This is a genomic window from Natrinema sp. LJW11, assembly GCF_056135975.1.
The window spans coordinates 30145-46499 of sequence record NZ_JBWBDM010000002.1 but is presented as its reverse complement, the minus strand read 5'-3'; the positions used below and the strand labels follow the sequence as shown (position 1 = coordinate 46499).

General features: G+C 60.3%; 18 protein-coding genes and 1 tRNA gene. 13 read left to right on the top strand and 6 right to left on the bottom strand.

Features of this window, described 5'->3' with window-relative positions:
• Positions 1-1347, bottom strand: a complete 1347-nt coding sequence (locus AC0QDI_RS04810) for a hypothetical protein (protein WP_474665781.1) — start codon at positions 1345-1347, stop codon at positions 1-3.
• Positions 1340-3634: an AAA family ATPase gene (locus AC0QDI_RS04805; RefSeq protein ID WP_474665779.1), complete on the bottom strand. Its 2295-nt coding sequence runs from the start codon at positions 3632-3634 to the stop codon at positions 1340-1342. Before AC0QDI_RS04805 ends, AC0QDI_RS04810 begins: the two co-directional genes overlap by 8 nt.
• 696 nt (positions 3635-4330) lie before the next feature.
• On the opposite strand from AC0QDI_RS04805, the gene AC0QDI_RS04800 reads away from it, so the two are divergent.
• Entirely contained in the window at positions 4331-4603 is a 273-nt protein-coding gene (locus AC0QDI_RS04800) for a hypothetical protein (RefSeq protein WP_474665777.1), read from the top strand.
• 135 nt (positions 4604-4738) lie between these two features.
• Here the strand turns inward: AC0QDI_RS04800 and AC0QDI_RS04795 are convergent, their stop codons facing one another.
• Positions 4739-4909: a hypothetical protein gene (locus AC0QDI_RS04795; protein WP_474665775.1), complete on the bottom strand. Its 171-nt coding sequence runs from the start codon at positions 4907-4909 to the stop codon at positions 4739-4741.
• Between the two features lie 676 nt (positions 4910-5585).
• On the opposite strand from AC0QDI_RS04795, the gene AC0QDI_RS04790 reads away from it, so the two are divergent.
• Entirely contained in the window at positions 5586-5981 is a 396-nt protein-coding gene (locus AC0QDI_RS04790) for a DUF7344 domain-containing protein (protein WP_474665773.1), read from the top strand.
• On the top strand, positions 5968-6216 hold the full coding sequence (locus AC0QDI_RS04785; RefSeq protein ID WP_474665771.1) for a HalOD1 output domain-containing protein: 249 nt from the start codon (positions 5968-5970) through the stop codon (positions 6214-6216). Before AC0QDI_RS04790 ends, AC0QDI_RS04785 begins: the two co-directional genes overlap by 14 nt.
• A gap of 183 nt (positions 6217-6399) precedes the next feature.
• Here the strand turns inward: AC0QDI_RS04785 and AC0QDI_RS04780 are convergent, their stop codons facing one another.
• The 3 genes from AC0QDI_RS04780 to AC0QDI_RS04770 form a co-directional block, all read right to left on the bottom strand.
• Positions 6400-6693, bottom strand: a complete 294-nt coding sequence (locus AC0QDI_RS04780) for an amphi-Trp domain-containing protein (protein ID WP_474665769.1) — start codon at positions 6691-6693, stop codon at positions 6400-6402.
• A 578-nt stretch (positions 6694-7271) separates the two neighbouring features.
• Positions 7272-7658, bottom strand: a complete 387-nt coding sequence (locus tag AC0QDI_RS04775) for a MaoC family dehydratase (protein WP_474665767.1) — start codon at positions 7656-7658, stop codon at positions 7272-7274.
• A 372-nt stretch (positions 7659-8030) separates the two neighbouring features.
• Positions 8031-8222: a hypothetical protein gene (locus AC0QDI_RS04770; protein ID WP_474665765.1), complete on the bottom strand. Its 192-nt coding sequence runs from the start codon at positions 8220-8222 to the stop codon at positions 8031-8033.
• Between the two features lie 576 nt (positions 8223-8798).
• Here AC0QDI_RS04770 and AC0QDI_RS04765 point away from each other — a divergent pair.
• From AC0QDI_RS04765 to AC0QDI_RS04720, 10 genes are all read left to right on the top strand, one after another.
• Positions 8799-11006 (top strand): PAS domain S-box protein, encoded by a 2208-nt coding sequence (locus AC0QDI_RS04765; RefSeq protein WP_474665763.1) that lies wholly within the window; start codon positions 8799-8801, stop codon positions 11004-11006.
• 32 nt (positions 11007-11038) lie between these two features.
• A complete protein-coding gene (locus AC0QDI_RS04760) occupies positions 11039-11365 on the top strand; it encodes a DUF5785 family protein (RefSeq protein WP_474665761.1) in 327 nt (108 codons plus the stop codon).
• A gap of 75 nt (positions 11366-11440) precedes the next feature.
• Complete coding sequence (locus AC0QDI_RS04755; RefSeq protein ID WP_474665759.1) at positions 11441-12211, top strand: GTP cyclohydrolase III; 771 nt, start codon at positions 11441-11443, stop codon at positions 12209-12211.
• A 248-nt stretch (positions 12212-12459) separates the two neighbouring features.
• Complete coding sequence (locus AC0QDI_RS04750; RefSeq protein ID WP_474665757.1) at positions 12460-13068, top strand: CBS domain-containing protein; 609 nt, start codon at positions 12460-12462, stop codon at positions 13066-13068.
• 100 nt (positions 13069-13168) lie between these two features.
• Positions 13169-14392, top strand: a complete 1224-nt coding sequence (locus tag AC0QDI_RS04745; RefSeq protein ID WP_474665755.1) for a phosphoglycerate kinase — start codon at positions 13169-13171, stop codon at positions 14390-14392.
• A complete protein-coding gene (locus AC0QDI_RS04740) occupies positions 14361-14876 on the top strand; it encodes an N-acetyltransferase family protein (RefSeq protein ID WP_474665754.1) in 516 nt (171 codons plus the stop codon). The genes AC0QDI_RS04745 and AC0QDI_RS04740 overlap by 32 nt, the downstream gene beginning before the upstream one ends.
• A gap of 12 nt (positions 14877-14888) precedes the next feature.
• Positions 14889-14962: transfer RNA gene (locus AC0QDI_RS04735), tRNA-Thr, on the top strand.
• A 126-nt stretch (positions 14963-15088) separates the two neighbouring features.
• Entirely contained in the window at positions 15089-15238 is a 150-nt protein-coding gene (locus AC0QDI_RS04730) for a hypothetical protein (RefSeq protein ID WP_474665752.1), read from the top strand.
• Complete coding sequence (locus tag AC0QDI_RS04725; RefSeq protein ID WP_474665750.1) at positions 15231-15539, top strand: hypothetical protein; 309 nt, start codon at positions 15231-15233, stop codon at positions 15537-15539. Before AC0QDI_RS04730 ends, AC0QDI_RS04725 begins: the two co-directional genes overlap by 8 nt.
• Complete coding sequence (locus AC0QDI_RS04720) at positions 15536-16132, top strand: hypothetical protein (RefSeq protein WP_474665748.1); 597 nt, start codon at positions 15536-15538, stop codon at positions 16130-16132. The genes AC0QDI_RS04725 and AC0QDI_RS04720 overlap by 4 nt, the downstream gene beginning before the upstream one ends.
• Positions 16133-16355: the final 223 nt, after the last annotated feature.

The window sequence follows — 16355 nt, the reverse complement described above, 5'->3', positions numbered from 1 at the left end:
CTATAGGATCTCGCGTAGCACAACCGCTAATTGCTCTTCTAACTCATCTGCTTGAAGGATCGTGACCGGGTTCTCGGACTGGGCTTCGAGCGAGACAGTCTCGTCCTCGAGATCTTGAACGACCAGCAGTCCGTTCCACCCTGAGCCGAAGTAGCTCCCGTCGTCACGACCGAAGACGTAGTCTTCGTTAACCCGAAGAAAGGCGAGGTACTCTAACGTCTCTTTGATTCCACGACGGATCGTGTCCGTGTTGGTACTGTTCTTCACTTCCACGATCAAATACTCGTGTTGATCGTCCGTCTCGGAGATAATCTCGAGGACGATAACGTCGGGACGCCCCGTCTGATTTCGAAACTCCCGGCCAAAGTAGTCGCTCGCGATCTCCTTTGCTGTAAGCTGTACCTCGTCCGTCCGTGATGGTTCCTCTTGGTCTTCATCGGGAACTGCGACGAACGATAGGTTTCGATCAGACGCAGAATTATCGTGATAGAGGGCGATTTCCTTGTCACCATCGAATCGAGCCACCTCCTGCCGGCCCGTTGCAATCGTCTTGAACTCGGGTTGGCTCTCTTGCAGTTGCTCGAGCGTTGCGACGAACCGGAAGAGGACGTACAGTTCGAAGAGCGAATCCTGATCGTCGGGCGCAATTGCCGTTTCATCGAGCAGTTCCCTGATCTCGTCCGGGTCGCCCTCGTAGAGCCGCTCTCGAGATTTGAGGAGCGACGCAGCCTCGCGGTAGACTGCCTGTCGCGAATCGGCAGCGGTCGTGAGCATCCGTTCGGTCGGCTCGTAGGTGTCCGGATCGCGAATTCGACGGACGTGGACGTTTCGTTCGACGATTTGCTGTAATTCGTCGATAAGGTTCTCGTTGCCTTTCCACGTCTCTCGGACCCATTCGTATTCGCCCCGGAGATACTCCTCGGTCTCGCGGATCGTCGTATGAATAACGGAGATCAGCCGTTTGAGAACGATATTTTCGGGGATATCGTAGTCCACCGATCGGTTGTCACAGACGAAGATCGATGCGTCTCGAGGATGTTCGGAGTAACGTTTCTTGATGGTTGCTCCCCAGTTGATTCGTCCGTCAACAGTACCACGGCGTGTCCGCGCTGTCGTTTGCGTCTCCGTTCGAATGCTTCGCAGATGTTTCGAAAGATCCCTCACGAACGAGACGACATCCGATTTGAGAATGAAATGGAGATCGAGCAGCAGTTCGTACTCCTCGAATCGTTCGTCTAACTGCTCCGGTTTAATCGACTGCGCCAGTTCACGCTCGGGAAACGACCCGCGCATCACGTGGGCGAGGATGTCTTCGGTAAGTTGATCGAGGAGTTCGTTTCTATTCATTCTTCGCTATAGTCACCTGTAGCATCTCTCGTGCCGCTTGCTCGAGAAGCGACGCATCGATCTCTCTGACAGCCGCTATTTCCCGAACGATCGTCCGTCGCTTCGGGACCCCCTCGAGCTGAGGGAAGATATAGCTGATAACCGCTTGGGTGAGATGGTACTCGAGTTCGTCCTCGGGATGCTGATTGACGTATCGGAGTATATCTTCGATGATCGCGGGACCGATCGATCGTTCCTCCACAGCGTGGTTCGTCTCCCGCCAAACGCGACCGATAGCCATCGCTTCGTTACGATTGATATCAAGGTCCCACGCGTTTGCATAGTCGTAGATCAGTTGCTCTAATTGATCATCCTCTGCTGGATCCTCGGGGAGGGCAGGAGCGGGAACGCGAATAAAAGCGAACCGGCGCATGAACGCATAGCTCATCTCGTAAAGCGAGGTCTTGTCGTAGGTATTCATCGTCGCGAAGATACGCCACGAATTCGGAACGAGATACTGATGGTCAGCAGGCCGTCCAGAAGTTTCGTCGGTCGTTGTCAATTCGATCTCGCGTCCGTCTTTCGTGTACGGAAGCTGCACTGACTGCCCCGAGAGGAGCGTGAACAGTTGCCCGAACGCTTTGTCGATGTCGGCGCGGTTCAGTTCATCGATGATGAGTAAATCGTTCAATTGGGTCTCCGTCCGGGTGTTTTTGAGTCGGTTGAGGACGATTCCCGGAGTGAACGCGAGAGTATCATCATCTCCGCTGGATTCGTTCGGCATATACCCGCCGACCGTATCGAAGGTCGACCAGTCGGCAGTCGCCGTCGTCATTTCGAAATCCGAGTACAGATACGGCAGCGTATCCGACAGCGAGTCGCACACTCGACGAGCGATCTCCGTCTTTCCGGTTCCCGGTGGACCAGTCAGGAGAATGTGTTTCCCGGACGTGAGCGCCGTCGTGATCTGCTCGAGAATCCGATCGCCCTGATCGTCTGGGAAGTAGAGACCGCTGAGCGTTTCGGACGGGATCGAACCGCGATACTGCTTGTGGACGTTGATCGCTGAGACCTCACTCAACGTATCCGCGATCGCCTCGATGAGCGCCACTGGCCGATCGTGATCGATCGCGTCATCGTCCGTTCGAAACGTTACGTACTGTGATTGGACCGGGAATTCGATACCGGAGACCTCCTCACAGATGTTGTTGGCTTGCGCAATCGGGAGGAAATCCGTCGTCAGCGCGTCGGACTCCTGATTGATTTCCGACGTTGTCTTTTCAATGATCGATCGAGACGTATCGATATCGTCAATCGAACCGGTGAGGAATAGCCGATCGAACATCGCGACCAGCGGATACGACTCCCCGCGTTCGTGTTCGTCCCACCACCACGGTTCTTTTTTCTCGAACGTCCGCCCGAGAATCCCGACACCGATTACACCGTTGGGATGACGGCTGAGTTCTTCGTTCGATGGCTCTTCACGGGAATGCAGAATCGCGACATCGCCTTCCGAGAAGTCTTCCCATCGGCTCCGATAGTCCTCTCCGGACGACACCGCACTGTACTCGATACTCGTTAGCCAGTAATCGCACGGGGCAGTGAACTTGTATACTGTCGGTGATGTCGCTTGAATGTGTGATAGCACTGGGTGAGTGCTGTCAGTCGGTCGAGCTACCGACTCCGCTTCCGTATCAGTTTCCACGGTGTAGGTATCGCGAAGAATACTGTTTAACCGAGGTTGACTCAGGACACTCCCGGTGTCGTCGACATCCTCCTGAAGAATACGAACCCAACAGAGAAAGAGCGTCTTTGCCGGCGAAAACGAATAGTGAGAGCCGACGCCGAGTTCGCTGGCAGTCTCCTCGAGTTCGGGTTCGAGTGATTCGTAGACGGATCGAAGTTGATCGAACGTTGCACCGGTGCTCGCGGAGACTGTACCGGACGGTTTGAATCCGGTGAGTGAAGCAGACCACTCGGCGACGAGTGCCTCCCCGAGACGGGTTTTGAGCCACGCCGTGTTTTCCGAAGATTCCTCGAGTCGATGACGGATGTCGGTTATCGCCGCCTCGAGCGTCTCGTATTCGTCGGCCGATTCGGTTTCGACGGGTAACTCGGTCGGATAGATCTTGTTGCCGCGGATCTGCTCAAGGAATCCCTCGATCGAGTCGTACTCTGCAAAGAACGTCGAACCACTGCGACCGAAGTCGATGCCGCTGAACGTGTCATTTGGCCATCCACGGAACCCGAGCGTTTCCCAGAACCCCTCACGATCGAGGGTCGTCTCGTAGATTGGATCGAGAAACATCACATGCTGATACGAAACGTCCGATACCTCTCCCCAACCGATCGCGTTCGTAAACGCCGCTGCCGTCTCCTCATCCAGAATTGTTGCGTGATCAATACGGGCGAGAAGCGTATAGTCGCCTCCGTGACGCCCATCACGATCTGCAAATAAGAGATAATCACCGGTTTCTGCCGATTCGTCCTCTGTATTTCCCCATACTCGAAGCGTCTCATACTCGAGGGGGATTTCACAGAGATCCACGAGTTGTTCTCGGCGGACTCCATTTACGATCGTCCGCTCGAAATTTGTTCGAATCGGCACGTCGTTTTCCGTCTTTACTGGAACCTGATAGACAGATGGTGGATCTCTGTTTGTTTCATCTTTCCCTGATAATCCCGCTCCCATTGTTTTCTAAACCGAGACAGTATCTACCTATAAATCCTGTTACGAGATCACGAATATCAGCAGTAAATCATTCCGACTGTAAGACTAGTTATATGAAAGAGATGCAGGAAGTTCAGCAAATTCCCCTGAGGCCATCACCAAGACCGACTCACTGGTCGGTTAATTTCGCATTTTTGATCCGTTTGAGAAAGCGGTTGGTCGCCGACTATTATATCCGCAACATATATATAGTCTGACTAGCTTTACGATGCGGACTAGAGGAAAAGTGGGTAAGCGAGCTTTATACGTTCAGGACGACTATACTGTTCGATTATGCCGAACGAGATATTCACGGACCCGGAGTCAGCGACCGACAGGTGGGCCAGTATTCGGATGACGGAACCGACGGAGAAAGAGTGGGACGTGGATTTCGTCGTCGCCGGTGGGCAGGTCGAGTACGTCGACCTCCGCGTCCGACCCGAACTCCTCACTCCGTTCGTGGCCCGTCTCCTCGACGACGTCGATGCGGAGACGGCCCGGGCGATTCTCTCGGACGTCGCCGATCGAAACGAGATCGACCTTCTCGAGGAACACAGCGACGACTAATCGAGACCGTTGTGGACTCGAGGCCCCGGTTCCGAACCGGCCGCCCGACGGGCGATGTCGACAGGTGGTGTGTGGTGATTTCGATCGGACCCGCCGACCGGCCGGCTGATCGTCGGGGCTCGAGTCCCCTCCGACCTACTCTTCGCGAAGGCTCGGAAAGAGGTCCGGCGGGACCGAACAGCCGCAGGGAGCGACGGAGCCGGTGTGGGGCCCGGTGGCGGTCGAGAACAGCACCGGGTCGCCACAGCGCGGACAGTCGGGGAACGGCGACTCGTCGTCGTCGCTCGCGTCCGAACGGCTATCCATCGTGACCGCGCCTCGACCGTTGCGGCGACGGTGCTACTCGAGTCGGGCGATTCGACGGTCGTGCGGGACGTTTATATCCCGGTAGAATGAACGCAATCATGGCAACCGAAGCGTTCCGCTTTGGAAGCCACGTCTCGGGTGCTGGTTCCACCCGGGGCATTTCGATGCAGCCCCTCGCTCGTGCGTTTAGAGACCGGCTTCCGTTTGGATTGTTGACCTGTCGTGACTTATATCTACTGTTACCCGGGTGGAAGAGAGTCCGCCTCGAGCTACCCCGAACCCCGAATCATCGACGCTCGAGTCCGCTCGATCCGAATCGAGCCACTGCTGTCCGTAACGCCGTTTACCGTGTTCGAACTCCCGACGCTCACGGTGCTCGGTATCGACCTCTCGAGGGCGTCAGAGAACGATACGCACGGTGTTCGTTTCGCTCTGTTCGGACTGAACTCTCTGTTCACTTTTCCTGCGAATCTAACGTTGGCACTTGTATCAACTATCGGTGGCATTTGTAGAGCCATGCTGCATACACAGCGCGTATCTCGCAGTATGATTTGCTGGATTGGCTGCAAGGTCGGTTGAGATGGAAATCTGAAATCGAGAGATGGAGTTCGTATTTTTACACTAATGTGCGTTGTACGCTAACAAGGGTGAAGTGCGTAGAGATAATAGCCAGGATATGGCTGCTAGTCGACCAAACGATTGGGAATGGGCAGAGCGGTGGAATCAGTTATTTGATGTTCTTTCCGCTGAGCCGCGACGAGAGATTATTAATTCGTTATTGGATGAACCAGAAGAGCGACGACTTTCGCTGCCTGAGGCTGCAGAATCCCCTAACCAATCGATGGAGTCTGAGACATTAGCCACTCACCTGCGTCATCACCACCTTCCTAAGCTCGCCGAAGCGGGGTACATTCGCTGGGATCGCGAACGGTTCTGTGTCCAGCGTGGTCCCAATTTCGTGGAACCTGCATTTATCGTTGAGAACGTGTTCGAGTCGAAGGACGAGATCCCCGTGTCCTTGGTTGACAACTGTAAAATCATACAGGAGTGCATGAAGGATGACGCGGACTGATGTCATCACCAGCGTTGTCAAAGCGGTAGCCGCCCGGGATGGGGTAGAGTCAGGAGAACTTGATTCGCTGTACGAGTATATTGACCCAGAAGTATTAGAAAAAGTGTGTGAGCAAGAGAGGGGCGAGTGGACCTTTACGTTCCAATATTCTGATCATCAAGTCACTCTGACCCACGAAGGACAGATATTCATTGATGGTATCTTGCACACGCCGAGCGCATCGACAAGGAGTTGAAATGACTATTGGGTGATGCGAGCTCTCCCCTCTAAACTCGATACCCTTCCGGGCTGACTTCTGCCTCTGGATTCAACATGCAGCTTCTGGTATTTCCCGAACGAATCGTCGTCGATCCATTACCTACCTAGCCCATACTTACCGCTGATTCACGATTGGCTGCAACAGAGGCCGTCAACTATGTCATTCGTCCGCCGATACCGGTTCGCCGTCTTCCATCGGCCATTCGAGTTCAACTTCTAACTCGGCCTCGTCGTCGGTAACCTCGTACTCGACTTCCAGTTCGAACTGTTCTGGAACCGCCACCGTGAAGCCGTTTTCACCGTCAATGTCGATCGTCCCGTCCTCGACACCAGCAGCGACTTCACGGATGATGCCCGCACCGTCCGCCCGACTCATCACCCGCTCACCTTCGCGTTCCGTCTCATCGTCCGCCGATTCCGCTTCGGTCTCGGATTCTTGTTCGTCGTTTGCCATACTGGGCGTTTAACGGCTGTCGATAAAATATCTCTGCCTTCGTATCCGCCCAGTTCGATCGGCGGCGGTCACCACTTCTATCGAAGCATCGCTGAGTGGATCCGTACTGTATTACGGAGGACATCTCTCTCCTGTCCGTACCGTTCGGCGGGCAGACACGGACTGGTATGCGAGCCATTCTCTGACGCTCCCCCTCACGTTCGTCGAAATCCGTCGGGAAACGAGACTCGAGCGGAAGGCGGAAACCGAGAGCGGTCAGTTCCTCGTCTCGACGCTCGGAACGATCCTCGGCGGCTTCTTCGTCGTCTATCTCGTCCTCGCTGGCGGCTACTCACTGGTTCCCCTCCCGGTGTCCGTTCTCGGCATTCCCCTCGGAGTAGTGCTCTGGCGGCGACGCTGGCGACCGCAGCGGATCGCGTCGTAAGCAGACCAAGCCTCGTCTGACTCGAGTTTCGTGTGAGTCGTCGCGTCGACTGTCGCGACACGAGCGAACCGGGCTGACGTTTTGGCGGACAAAGCGCGCGTGGGATCAGCACGAGCCGCCGGTTCGGTGATCACGTGTGCGTCTGTACCGACTGCTACTCGTCTTTCCAAATGAGTCCGTTCGTCGATGAGGTCAACACGACCTCACCAGCCGCGTTCTCACAGACGACGTCCGACGTGAATTCGTACCGGTCGTCTCGTTCCTCGACCGTGTCGAACGTTGATCGGCACGTGATCGGTTCACCGGTGTAGACCGGCTGCTGGAAGTTGAATTCCATCGTACTGGCCAACACTTCGTTGTCGCTCCCCAGTTTCGTCGGGAGCGTCGCGGTCAATAACCCCTGTACCATCACCCGTCCGTCTTCGTCCGGCTCGGTATGACGAGGCTGATCGTCACCGGTGAGTTCCGCAAACTGCTGTACGTCTTCGACTGTAAACGTCCGCTCGAACGTTCTCGTCTCGCCCTCGATTGGCTGCGTCATGGGAATCGACCTCGAGAATGAGGCTCGTCGTATAACAAGATACCGAGACAGACGAGTTGGCTGCGCGTAAGGCCCCGTCCGCTACTGACGCCCGATCCGGAAATCGCGCGGCGATACTGAACGAGACGTGCGATTCCTGGACGTATCGCCGGTTTCATAGCGTATTCTGGATGAAGGTGTCCGCTACGAGCGACTGTGCCGAACGAATCTGAACGACGAACCCGGATTTAGAGAGCGACGTCTAACGGCACTCGGTCACTCGAGGCCCCGGTTCCGAACCGCCCGGCCGACGAGCGATGTCGACGGGTGGTGTGCAGTGATTTCGATCGGATCCGCCGACCGACCGGTCGATCGTCGGGTTCGAGCCCCGAGTCACTCGTCGCGCTGGACGGAATTCGGCGACACCGAACAGCCACAGGGACTGGCCGACGCCGTCAGGGGACCGGTGACGGAGACGAAACCGACCGGGGCACCGCAGCGCGGACAGTCGGGACGCGACGACGAGGTGGCGCTCTTCTCGGGACGCGGCGATGAGTCGTCGCCCTCCTTCGGGTTAAGATTCATCGCAACCCCTCGTCGATCGGCCGTGCGAAGCCGACGCTGCTCGAGTCGGTCGATTCTGTCGTCGTGCGGGACGGTTATATCCGGGTGTAATCAACGTAATCATGGCTTTCGAAGCCGTGCGGTTTGGAGGCCACGCCTCGGGTGAGAGTGTTACCTGAGACATTTCGATGCAGCCCTGGTCTCTGTGAGCGGATTCTGATTGTATTGTTGACTTATCCAGACTTATATCTACTGTTATTTGGCCGGAATAGAGTCGGACCTCGAGCCGCCCTGGGCCCCGATTACCGACGCTCGAGTCACCCGGACCGAATCGATCAGCTAGTGGGCGTACCGACGGGACGAGAGCGCTCGTTCCGCGTTCGAGGGGGCCGACGAACGGCCGGCAATAGCTCCAATCGAGTTGAAAGTCACTACACACCCGGCCGCACGATAGCGTAGCGATCGGCGTGTGAATCGTTTCAGTTGGTACTGTCGTCGTCGAGTTCGAGACCTGCCCGCAACCTCGTTCAGTCCGAACGAGCGGGCGACCGGCCCGGAGGCCCAAATCTATATCCTCGCCGTACCGATAGGTAGGGCATGAGCAACCGAGACGAATCTCGGCACGAGAGCGTCTCGATCGAGCCGGTTTCCGTCCTCTGTGTGGACGGCGACCCGGAGCGCCTCGCCGAGACGGCCGGCGCTCTCGAGCGAGCGGACGACGCCATCGAAACGCTCGGCGCGACCGGCACGAGCGATGCGCTCGAGCGCCTCGCCGAGACCGACGTCGACTGCGTCGTCTCGGAGTACGAGCTACCCGACGCAGACGGATTGGCGTTGCTCGACGGCGTCCGGGCGACGGACGGGGGTCTCCCTTTCATCCTGTTCACCGCCACGGGGTCGGAAGCGGTCGCGAGCGAGGCCATTTCGGCCGGCGTCTCGGACTACCTGCGGCGGGACGCGACCGAGTACGCGACGCTGGCGAACAGCATCCGCTCGTCCGTCGAAACTGCTCTGGTCGACCTGCAACGACGGCGACAGCTCCGCGCCATCGAAACCGCACAGGAAGGAATCAGCCTGCTCGACGCCGACGGTCGATTCGTCTACGTCAATCGGGCGTACGCCGATTGTTACGGCTACGAGCCCGCCGATCTGATCGGCGAGCACTGGGAACGACTGTATCCAGACGACGAAACCGAGCACGTCCGCGACGTGATCGTCCCGACGGTGATGGCCGAGGGCGACTGGTACGGCGAGACGACGGGCCTTCGTTCGGACGGGAGCACCTTCGTCGAAGCCCACTCGCTGTCGACGACCGAAAACGGGGATCTCATCTGTACGGTTCAGGACGTAACCGACGAAAAGGAGCGCGAGCGCGATCTCGAGCGCTACGAGACGATCATCGACGCGCTGGGCGATCCCGTCTACACGGTCGATTCCGAGGGCCGGTACGCGTTCGTCAACGACGCCTACGCCGAGATGACCGGCTACGAGAAAGCGGAAATCGTCGGCCGCCACGTGTCCTTCCTGCTCGACGAGCCGTCCGTCGAACGCGGCACCGGCTGCGTTCGATCGCTGCTCGCCGACGAGGCCGCAACCCGCAAGCGCACCTACGAGATCACCGTGGAAACGAGCGACGGCGACACGGTCCGTTGCGAGGATCACCTCTCGTTGCTCCCTCTCGAGGACGACCGGTACCGCGGCGTCGCCGGCGTCGTTCGCGATATCACCGACCGCAAGGCCCGCGAACGGGAACTCGAGCGCTACGAGACGATCCTCGAGACGATCCCCGACGAGGTGTATGCGCTCGACGACGAGGGGTATCTCACCGGGGTCGTCCCGCCGAACAACGCCGAGTTGACGACGACGGGGTACCGACCCGGGGAACTGGTCGGCGAGCACGTCTCGATCATCATGGACGACGAGGATATCGCCACCGCCGAGGCGGAGATTCGCGCGCTGATACGTTCGGACGACCGCGAACACGCCTCGTTCGAGATGGAGACGATCACGGCGGACGGCGAACGCGTGCCCAACGAGAACCACATCGCGCTCCTCCCGCGGGATGAGGACGGCCGGATTCAGGGAACCGTCGGCGTCTTGCGCGATATCACCGAGCGCAAAGCGCGCGAGCGCGAGTTGCAAGCGCAGAACGAACGACTCGACCGCTTCGCCGGCATCGTCTCCCACGACCTTCGGAACCCGCTGAACGTCGCGCAGGGGCGACTCGAGGCGGCCCGCGAAACCTGCGACTGCGCCGACGACGATCTCGAGGCCGTCGCGTGGGCGCACGACCGGATGGCGGTTCTGATCGAGAACATCCTGACGGTCGCACGGGAACGCGACCCGGTGTTGGAAATCGAATCGGTCGACCTCGCGACGCTCGTCGAGGACTGCTGTCACATCGTCGAAACGAAAGCGGCCACGGTACGAATCGAAACGGACGCCGTCGTTCGCGCCGACCGGGCTCGGCTCGCACAACTCCTCGAGAACCTGCTCCGGAATTCGGTCGAGCACGGCGGTCCGGGCGTCACGATCACCGTGGACGATCTCGCGGACGGGACCGACGGCTTCGCCGTCGCGGACGACGGGCCCGGTATCCCGGCGGACGACCGCGACCGCGTCTTCGAGAGCGGCTACTCGAGCGCCGACGGTGGGACCGGCTTCGGACTCTCGATCGTCGACCGGATCGCCGAGGCCCACGGCTGGACCGTGACCGTGACCAGCGGAGACGACGGCGGGACGCGGTTCGAACTGACGGGCGTCGAGCGGGCGGATCGACGGCGTGGTGACGGCGACGGAGAGTAATCCTTTTGCGGGTCCCCTGCACACGGTCGGGTATGAGCAGCAACTGGCCGGTCGATCCCGACGGCGAGGAGGGCAGCGAGGGGATGCGCAAGTTCGACATGCGGATCATCGCGGACAAGGTCGACGAGGAGGAAGACTTCCCGATGGACCGCGACGAGTTCGTCGCGGAGTACGGCGACTATCCGATCCGGATCAACTACGAGACGGTCGTTCCGATGAGCGAGATCTTCGAGTACGTCGAACCCGCAGAGTTCGAGACGATGGTCGACATGCACAAGGCCATCGGCGCGGCGATGCGCGCCGGCGGCTTCTGGAAGTACCACCCGCAGGGCAAAAACCCCGAGAAGAAACCGGCCTGAAGTCGGTTTCCGAGTCGCGTCACGAATCTGGATTACGTATCACTTATACGACGGCGTTCGAAAGAATCGGTCACAGTGACTAACACGCAGGTGACGCTCGTTCAGATCGACAACTACGGGCCGTGGACCGTGACGCCGGAACCCCGACGGGAGGCCGACCTCCAGACGATGCAGTCTCGGCTGTTCGCAGATATTTCCCAGTTCGTCGGCAATCGCGGCGGCTACACCTTCTTCACTCGCTTCGACAACATGATCGCCGTCACGAACGGCTGTTCGCTCGAGGACCACGCGCTCCTCCAGGAATCGGTCGGCAACCGATACCCCGTGAGCCTCAGCCTCGGCGTCGCGACCGGGACGAGCCCCGTACAGGCGCTTTCCGACGCGACCGAACGCCTCCAGGCGGCCGGCAGCGCGCAGGACAAGAACCGACGCGAGTGTCTCGAGGGGCGGGCCATCGCGGCCGACTACCGGACCGACGACGACGTCCAGATCGCACACTTCGACGTGGTCGACGCGACCGGCAACTACACCGACGAACTCAACGCCTTCGACACGTTCATCGAGATCGAACAGGGGTACGCCGAACTGATGCGACACATGCGCTACGCCCACGACAGCCTCTCCTTTTTCGTCGGCGGCGACAACGTCATCGTCGTCTGTCCCGACCTCGAGCGGGCCGACTACGAGGAGGCGGCCGCTCACGTCGCCGAGGCCGTCGACGTCGAGATGCAGGTCGGCGTCGGTCGCGGGAAGAGCGCCCACGAGGCGGGCTACGACGCGAAACACGCGCTCGAGACGTGCCGGGCCGACGGAACTCGAGTCGAACTCGAGTGGGAGCAGGCCTGAGACGGACTCCTGTCAGTCATTGCCGGCGCAACCGCGACCACTCTGGGGTTGCGTCGGTACATCGTTACAGCGACCCGTACGAGACGGACCGGTGAACGTCGTTTTCGGACCGACCGCGAACCGTCATGCGATTGCTCTGGGACATCGGTACGAGAGACCGGAGGTTTCCGGAAGGAGGGAACTTTGCTGCCGATTCGCTTAAGTGTGATGGAGGTAGCTTTTAGCCCGTTCGTGGGATGCGTTCACACATGGAATCGGAACTGTCTGTCAGAGAAATCCTGACGAGCGACTACGTCGGTGTCAGCGAGTCCGACACCGTCCTCGACGTCGTTTCCCTCATGCGAGACGAACGGACGAGTTGCGCGCTGGTCGTCCGCGGTTCGGAGCCGGTCGGCATCGTGACCGAGTGGGACGTGCTCGGACTCGTCGACGACGAACGCGACCCCGCAACGACGACTGTCGATGAGGCGATGACGACCCCGGTCATCACGGTCAGTCCCGACCGATCGCTCACCGACGTCGCCACGACGATGGCTCGACAGAACATTCGCAACGTTATCGTCGAAGACGACGGCGGGATCGTCGGTCTGGTCACCCAGCGCGACGTCATCGCCGCCGCGAGTTCGTTCCAGGCGACGATGACCCCCACCCGCTCGAGCGAGCCACCGGTCGATCGGGATCGCGAGCTCGCGGATCCCGTGGCCGCTCGCACGAGTGGGGCGGGCGACGCCGGACCGCTCCCCAACGGCGGCGACGAGTACACTACCCAGGGCATCTGCGAGGCCTGTGGCTCGCTCGCGGATGCGCTGTGGGACGCCAACGGCCAACTCGTCTGTGCGGACTGTCGGTCGGTCTGACCGGGACCGGACGGACGGCGGCGTGATCCGTGTCACCGGTCGCCGAGCCCTATCTCTCCGATAGAAAGACCTTTCGGTGGCCGCGGTGCACGGATCGATAATGATCGCGACCCTCGACGACCTGGACGTCGAAGGGACTACCGTCGGTGTTCGCGTCGACGTCAATAGTCCGATCGGCGATGATGGTACGCTCGCGGACGATGCTCGACTGCGCGCTCACGTCGACACGCTCTCGGAACTCTTAGAGCGCGACGGTCGGGTCGCCGTCCTCGCCCATCAGGGTCGACCCGGTAGCGACGATTTCGTCTCCCTCGAATCACACGCCGACCGCCTCTCGGAACTCCTCGGCCACCCCGTCGACTACGTGGACGCAACCTTCACGGACGCCGCCCGCGAGGCCGTTCGGGACCTCTCGAACGGCGACTGCCTCGTCCTCGAGAACACTCGCTTTTACAGCGAGGAGTACATGGAGTTCGAGCCCGAACGGGCCGCTCAAACGCACCTCGTCGCCGGACTCGAGTCGGTACTGGACGCCTACGTTAACGACGCCTTCGCCGCAGCCCACCGCTCGCAGCCCTCGCTGGTCGGACTGCCGACCGTCTTGCCGAGCTACGCCGGCCGCGTCATGGAGTCCGAACTCGACGTGCTGGGCTCCATCGAAGAGACGCCCGAGCCCCGCGTCTACGTCCTCGGCGGCGCGAAGGTGCCCGACTCGATCGACGTCGCCTGGTCGGTCCTCGAGAAGGGGCTCGCCGATCACGTCCTCACCGCGGGCGTCGTCGGCAACGTCTTTCTCATCGCGGACGGCGTCGATCTCGGCGACGCCAGTTCCGACTTCATCTACGATCAGGGCTACTGGGACGAGATCGACCGCGCCGCCGATCTGCTCGACGCGTACGGCGACCGGATCGCACTGCCGCGCGACGTCGCCGTCGCCCGGCACGACGAGCGCCACGAGCTCGGCGTCAACGCCCTCCCGCCCGGCGAGGGCGAGTCCGCAATGGACATCGGCGAGTCGACGCTGGATTACTACCGGCGGATCCTCGGGGACGCGGAGACGGTGATTCTCAACGGTCCCGCCGGCGTCTTCGAAGACGAGCGCTTTCAGGCCGGAACCCGACAGCTCTACGACGCCGCGACGGACAGCCCGATGAGCATCGTCGGCGGCGGCGACACCGCCTCCGCGCTGCGCAAACTCGGCGTCGACGGCTTCTCTCACGTCAGCACCGGCGGCGGTGCCGCGTTGCGGATGCTCACCGCCGAATCGCTCCCCGCCGTCACGGCACTCGAGAATGCCCCCCAACGACCCGCAGCCGACGATTGAACCCGCCTCTCGGGACGACCTCGAGACGCTCGCGGACCTGTGGGTCCGACTCGCCCGCGATCAGCGCCGGTACGAGTCGGCCGTCCGCCCCGACGCGAACCGCGAGACGATGCTCGAGACGCTCGGGGCCTATCAGGTCGCCGACGGGCTGCTCGTCGCCCGCCTCGAGGGCGACATCGTCGGCTTCGCGTCGGTGTCGATCGAACGCGGCACCCTCGAACTCGATAGCACCCGCGGCATGCTCTCGAATATCTACGTCGAGCCGGCCGTCCGCGGTCGCGGGATCGGCACCGCGTTGCTCGAGGCGGCCGAGGAGTCGGTCGTCGAGCGGGGCGCGGACGAACTGTTGCTCGAGGTGATGGCCGACAACGAGGCCGCTCGTCGCTTTTACCGTCGCGAGGGGTACGACGAGTTTCGGGTCACGATGTCGCGCTCGCTCGAGGAACGGGACGAAAACGATACACATTCAAAGGAGGACGGGTAACCTACGGCCTGCGCCAGGGGAGCATGGGCGGTTCATGCACTCGACTTGTAATCGAGACTCCCAGGGTTCAAATCCCTGCCCTGGCTTGAATCCTTAAGTTCAAAGCTCCTACCTGCAGGTATCAGTAGTTCGGGGTGTTCGGAGAACTGGAGTGATCAGAACCTAAGGTTCAAAGCCCATTCTTCCAGCGGCCAGAACGGAGGTGTCAGTGCGTGAGCTCCGCGACCGACGGGGCCAGCTCGACCTGCGGGGCGCTCGGCTGCCTCGATCCGGCAGAGGTTATAATTCGGCATCCGAAGCACGGGGATCTCGTCGTCTGCGATGGCTGCACCGGCGGCTACGTGGTGATCGGCCATGTCTGAGGATCTCGAAGATCGCGTCGACGACCTCGAGGGCCGCGTCGCGGAGCTCGAAGCGTTACTCGAAGACTCGACCGATGCGACGGTCAACTATGACGATCGCGACGAGGCTGTAATCGACCACCTCGAGCCAGGGGAGCCGGTCAAGATCACCCGGCTCCACAAGCTGTACCGTCGCCACACCGATATCCGGGCTGACGACACGCTTAAGCAACGCGTTCGCGGTCTCGTCGCGGGTCCGGACTTCCGGATCGCACGTGCCGGCGAGATCCTCTTCGATCCCGACGGAGGTGAGCAGCGGTGACCGACGACTACGCCGACGCTCGCCATGCCGACGAGTCGCTCGATGGGGAGGCGGCCAACGACGTCGCGTTCCGAAAGCTCATCTACGGATTCGCCGGCGACGAGATCGACCCGACCGAGTGCGGCCCCGTCGAGGCTGCCCAACGTGCCGTCGATCGCGTCGAGGGCCTCGAGGAGGAGAACGAGCAACTCCGCCAGCGTGTGGTTAACCTCCGCGATCAGGTTGACAAGATGAATCGAGCAGCGGAGTTCTACCAGGACGTCGCTCGAAAGAGTGCGGCGAAGCGAGATCACCAGGCAGCTATCGTCCTCAAACACGCGGCGAACGTCACGGCCGGCTCAGTGGGGAGAGAAGAGTACGATGGGAGTCGGATCCAGGATGTCCTCGAGGCGGCCGAGGAGAAGATCCACCGGACGAACACCTACGCCGTGATGGAGAAGGCAGAGCAGCTGGTCGACGATCGTGATCTCTGCCGCGTCCAGAAGGAGTCCCGATCGAGTTCGAAGAACACGCGGTTGATCGTGAAGTCGCCGACCGAGCTCCCGGAGACGGTCGCCGGCGTCCGGATCCACGAGGGGGTGTTGTCCGGGTGAACACTTGTTGCGGAGGTGTTGCGGTTACACAACACCTCATCAGGGGGGTGCCCCCTCCAGGACCGTTCTGAGTACAAGGGAGGTTGAATTGGGAGAAAATCCCCTGAAGTAATTCAAGAAAGCAAATGTCGATTAGTCATAGGTACGCTCGGACATCGCTCGCATCGCTCGCATTCAAACAGCACAACACCTCTCGTTCGGTGTTGTGTAGTCTACACACCTC

What these genes read in the sequence shown, in the direction of transcription:
- AC0QDI_RS04790 (WP_474665773.1), top strand. Translation starts at nt 5,586, where the DNA reads ATGGCTGCTAGTCGACCAAACGATTGGGAATGGGCAGAGCGGTGGAAT.
- AC0QDI_RS04785 (WP_474665771.1), top strand. Translation starts at nt 5,968, where the DNA reads ATGACGCGGACTGATGTCATCACCAGCGTTGTCAAAGCGGTAGCCGCC.
- AC0QDI_RS04725 (WP_474665750.1), top strand. Translation starts at nt 15,231, where the DNA reads ATGTCTGAGGATCTCGAAGATCGCGTCGACGACCTCGAGGGCCGCGTC.
- AC0QDI_RS04770 (WP_474665765.1), bottom strand. Translation starts at nt 8,222, where the DNA reads ATGAATCTTAACCCGAAGGAGGGCGACGACTCATCGCCGCGTCCCGAG.
- AC0QDI_RS04740 (WP_474665754.1), top strand. Translation starts at nt 14,361, where the DNA reads ATGCCCCCCAACGACCCGCAGCCGACGATTGAACCCGCCTCTCGGGAC.
- AC0QDI_RS04745 (WP_474665755.1), top strand. Translation starts at nt 13,169, where the DNA reads ATGATCGCGACCCTCGACGACCTGGACGTCGAAGGGACTACCGTCGGT.
- AC0QDI_RS04810 (WP_474665781.1), bottom strand. Translation starts at nt 1,347, where the DNA reads ATGAATAGAAACGAACTCCTCGATCAACTTACCGAAGACATCCTCGCC.
- AC0QDI_RS04805 (WP_474665779.1), bottom strand. Translation starts at nt 3,634, where the DNA reads ATGTTTCTCGATCCAATCTACGAGACGACCCTCGATCGTGAGGGGTTC.
- AC0QDI_RS04800 (WP_474665777.1), top strand. Translation starts at nt 4,331, where the DNA reads ATGCCGAACGAGATATTCACGGACCCGGAGTCAGCGACCGACAGGTGG.
- AC0QDI_RS04775 (WP_474665767.1), bottom strand. Translation starts at nt 7,658, where the DNA reads ATGACGCAGCCAATCGAGGGCGAGACGAGAACGTTCGAGCGGACGTTT.
- AC0QDI_RS04760 (WP_474665761.1), top strand. Translation starts at nt 11,039, where the DNA reads ATGAGCAGCAACTGGCCGGTCGATCCCGACGGCGAGGAGGGCAGCGAG.
- AC0QDI_RS04780 (WP_474665769.1), bottom strand. Translation starts at nt 6,693, where the DNA reads ATGGCAAACGACGAACAAGAATCCGAGACCGAAGCGGAATCGGCGGAC.
- AC0QDI_RS04795 (WP_474665775.1), bottom strand. Translation starts at nt 4,909, where the DNA reads ATGGATAGCCGTTCGGACGCGAGCGACGACGACGAGTCGCCGTTCCCC.
- AC0QDI_RS04765 (WP_474665763.1), top strand. Translation starts at nt 8,799, where the DNA reads ATGAGCAACCGAGACGAATCTCGGCACGAGAGCGTCTCGATCGAGCCG.
- AC0QDI_RS04750 (WP_474665757.1), top strand. Translation starts at nt 12,460, where the DNA reads ATGGAATCGGAACTGTCTGTCAGAGAAATCCTGACGAGCGACTACGTC.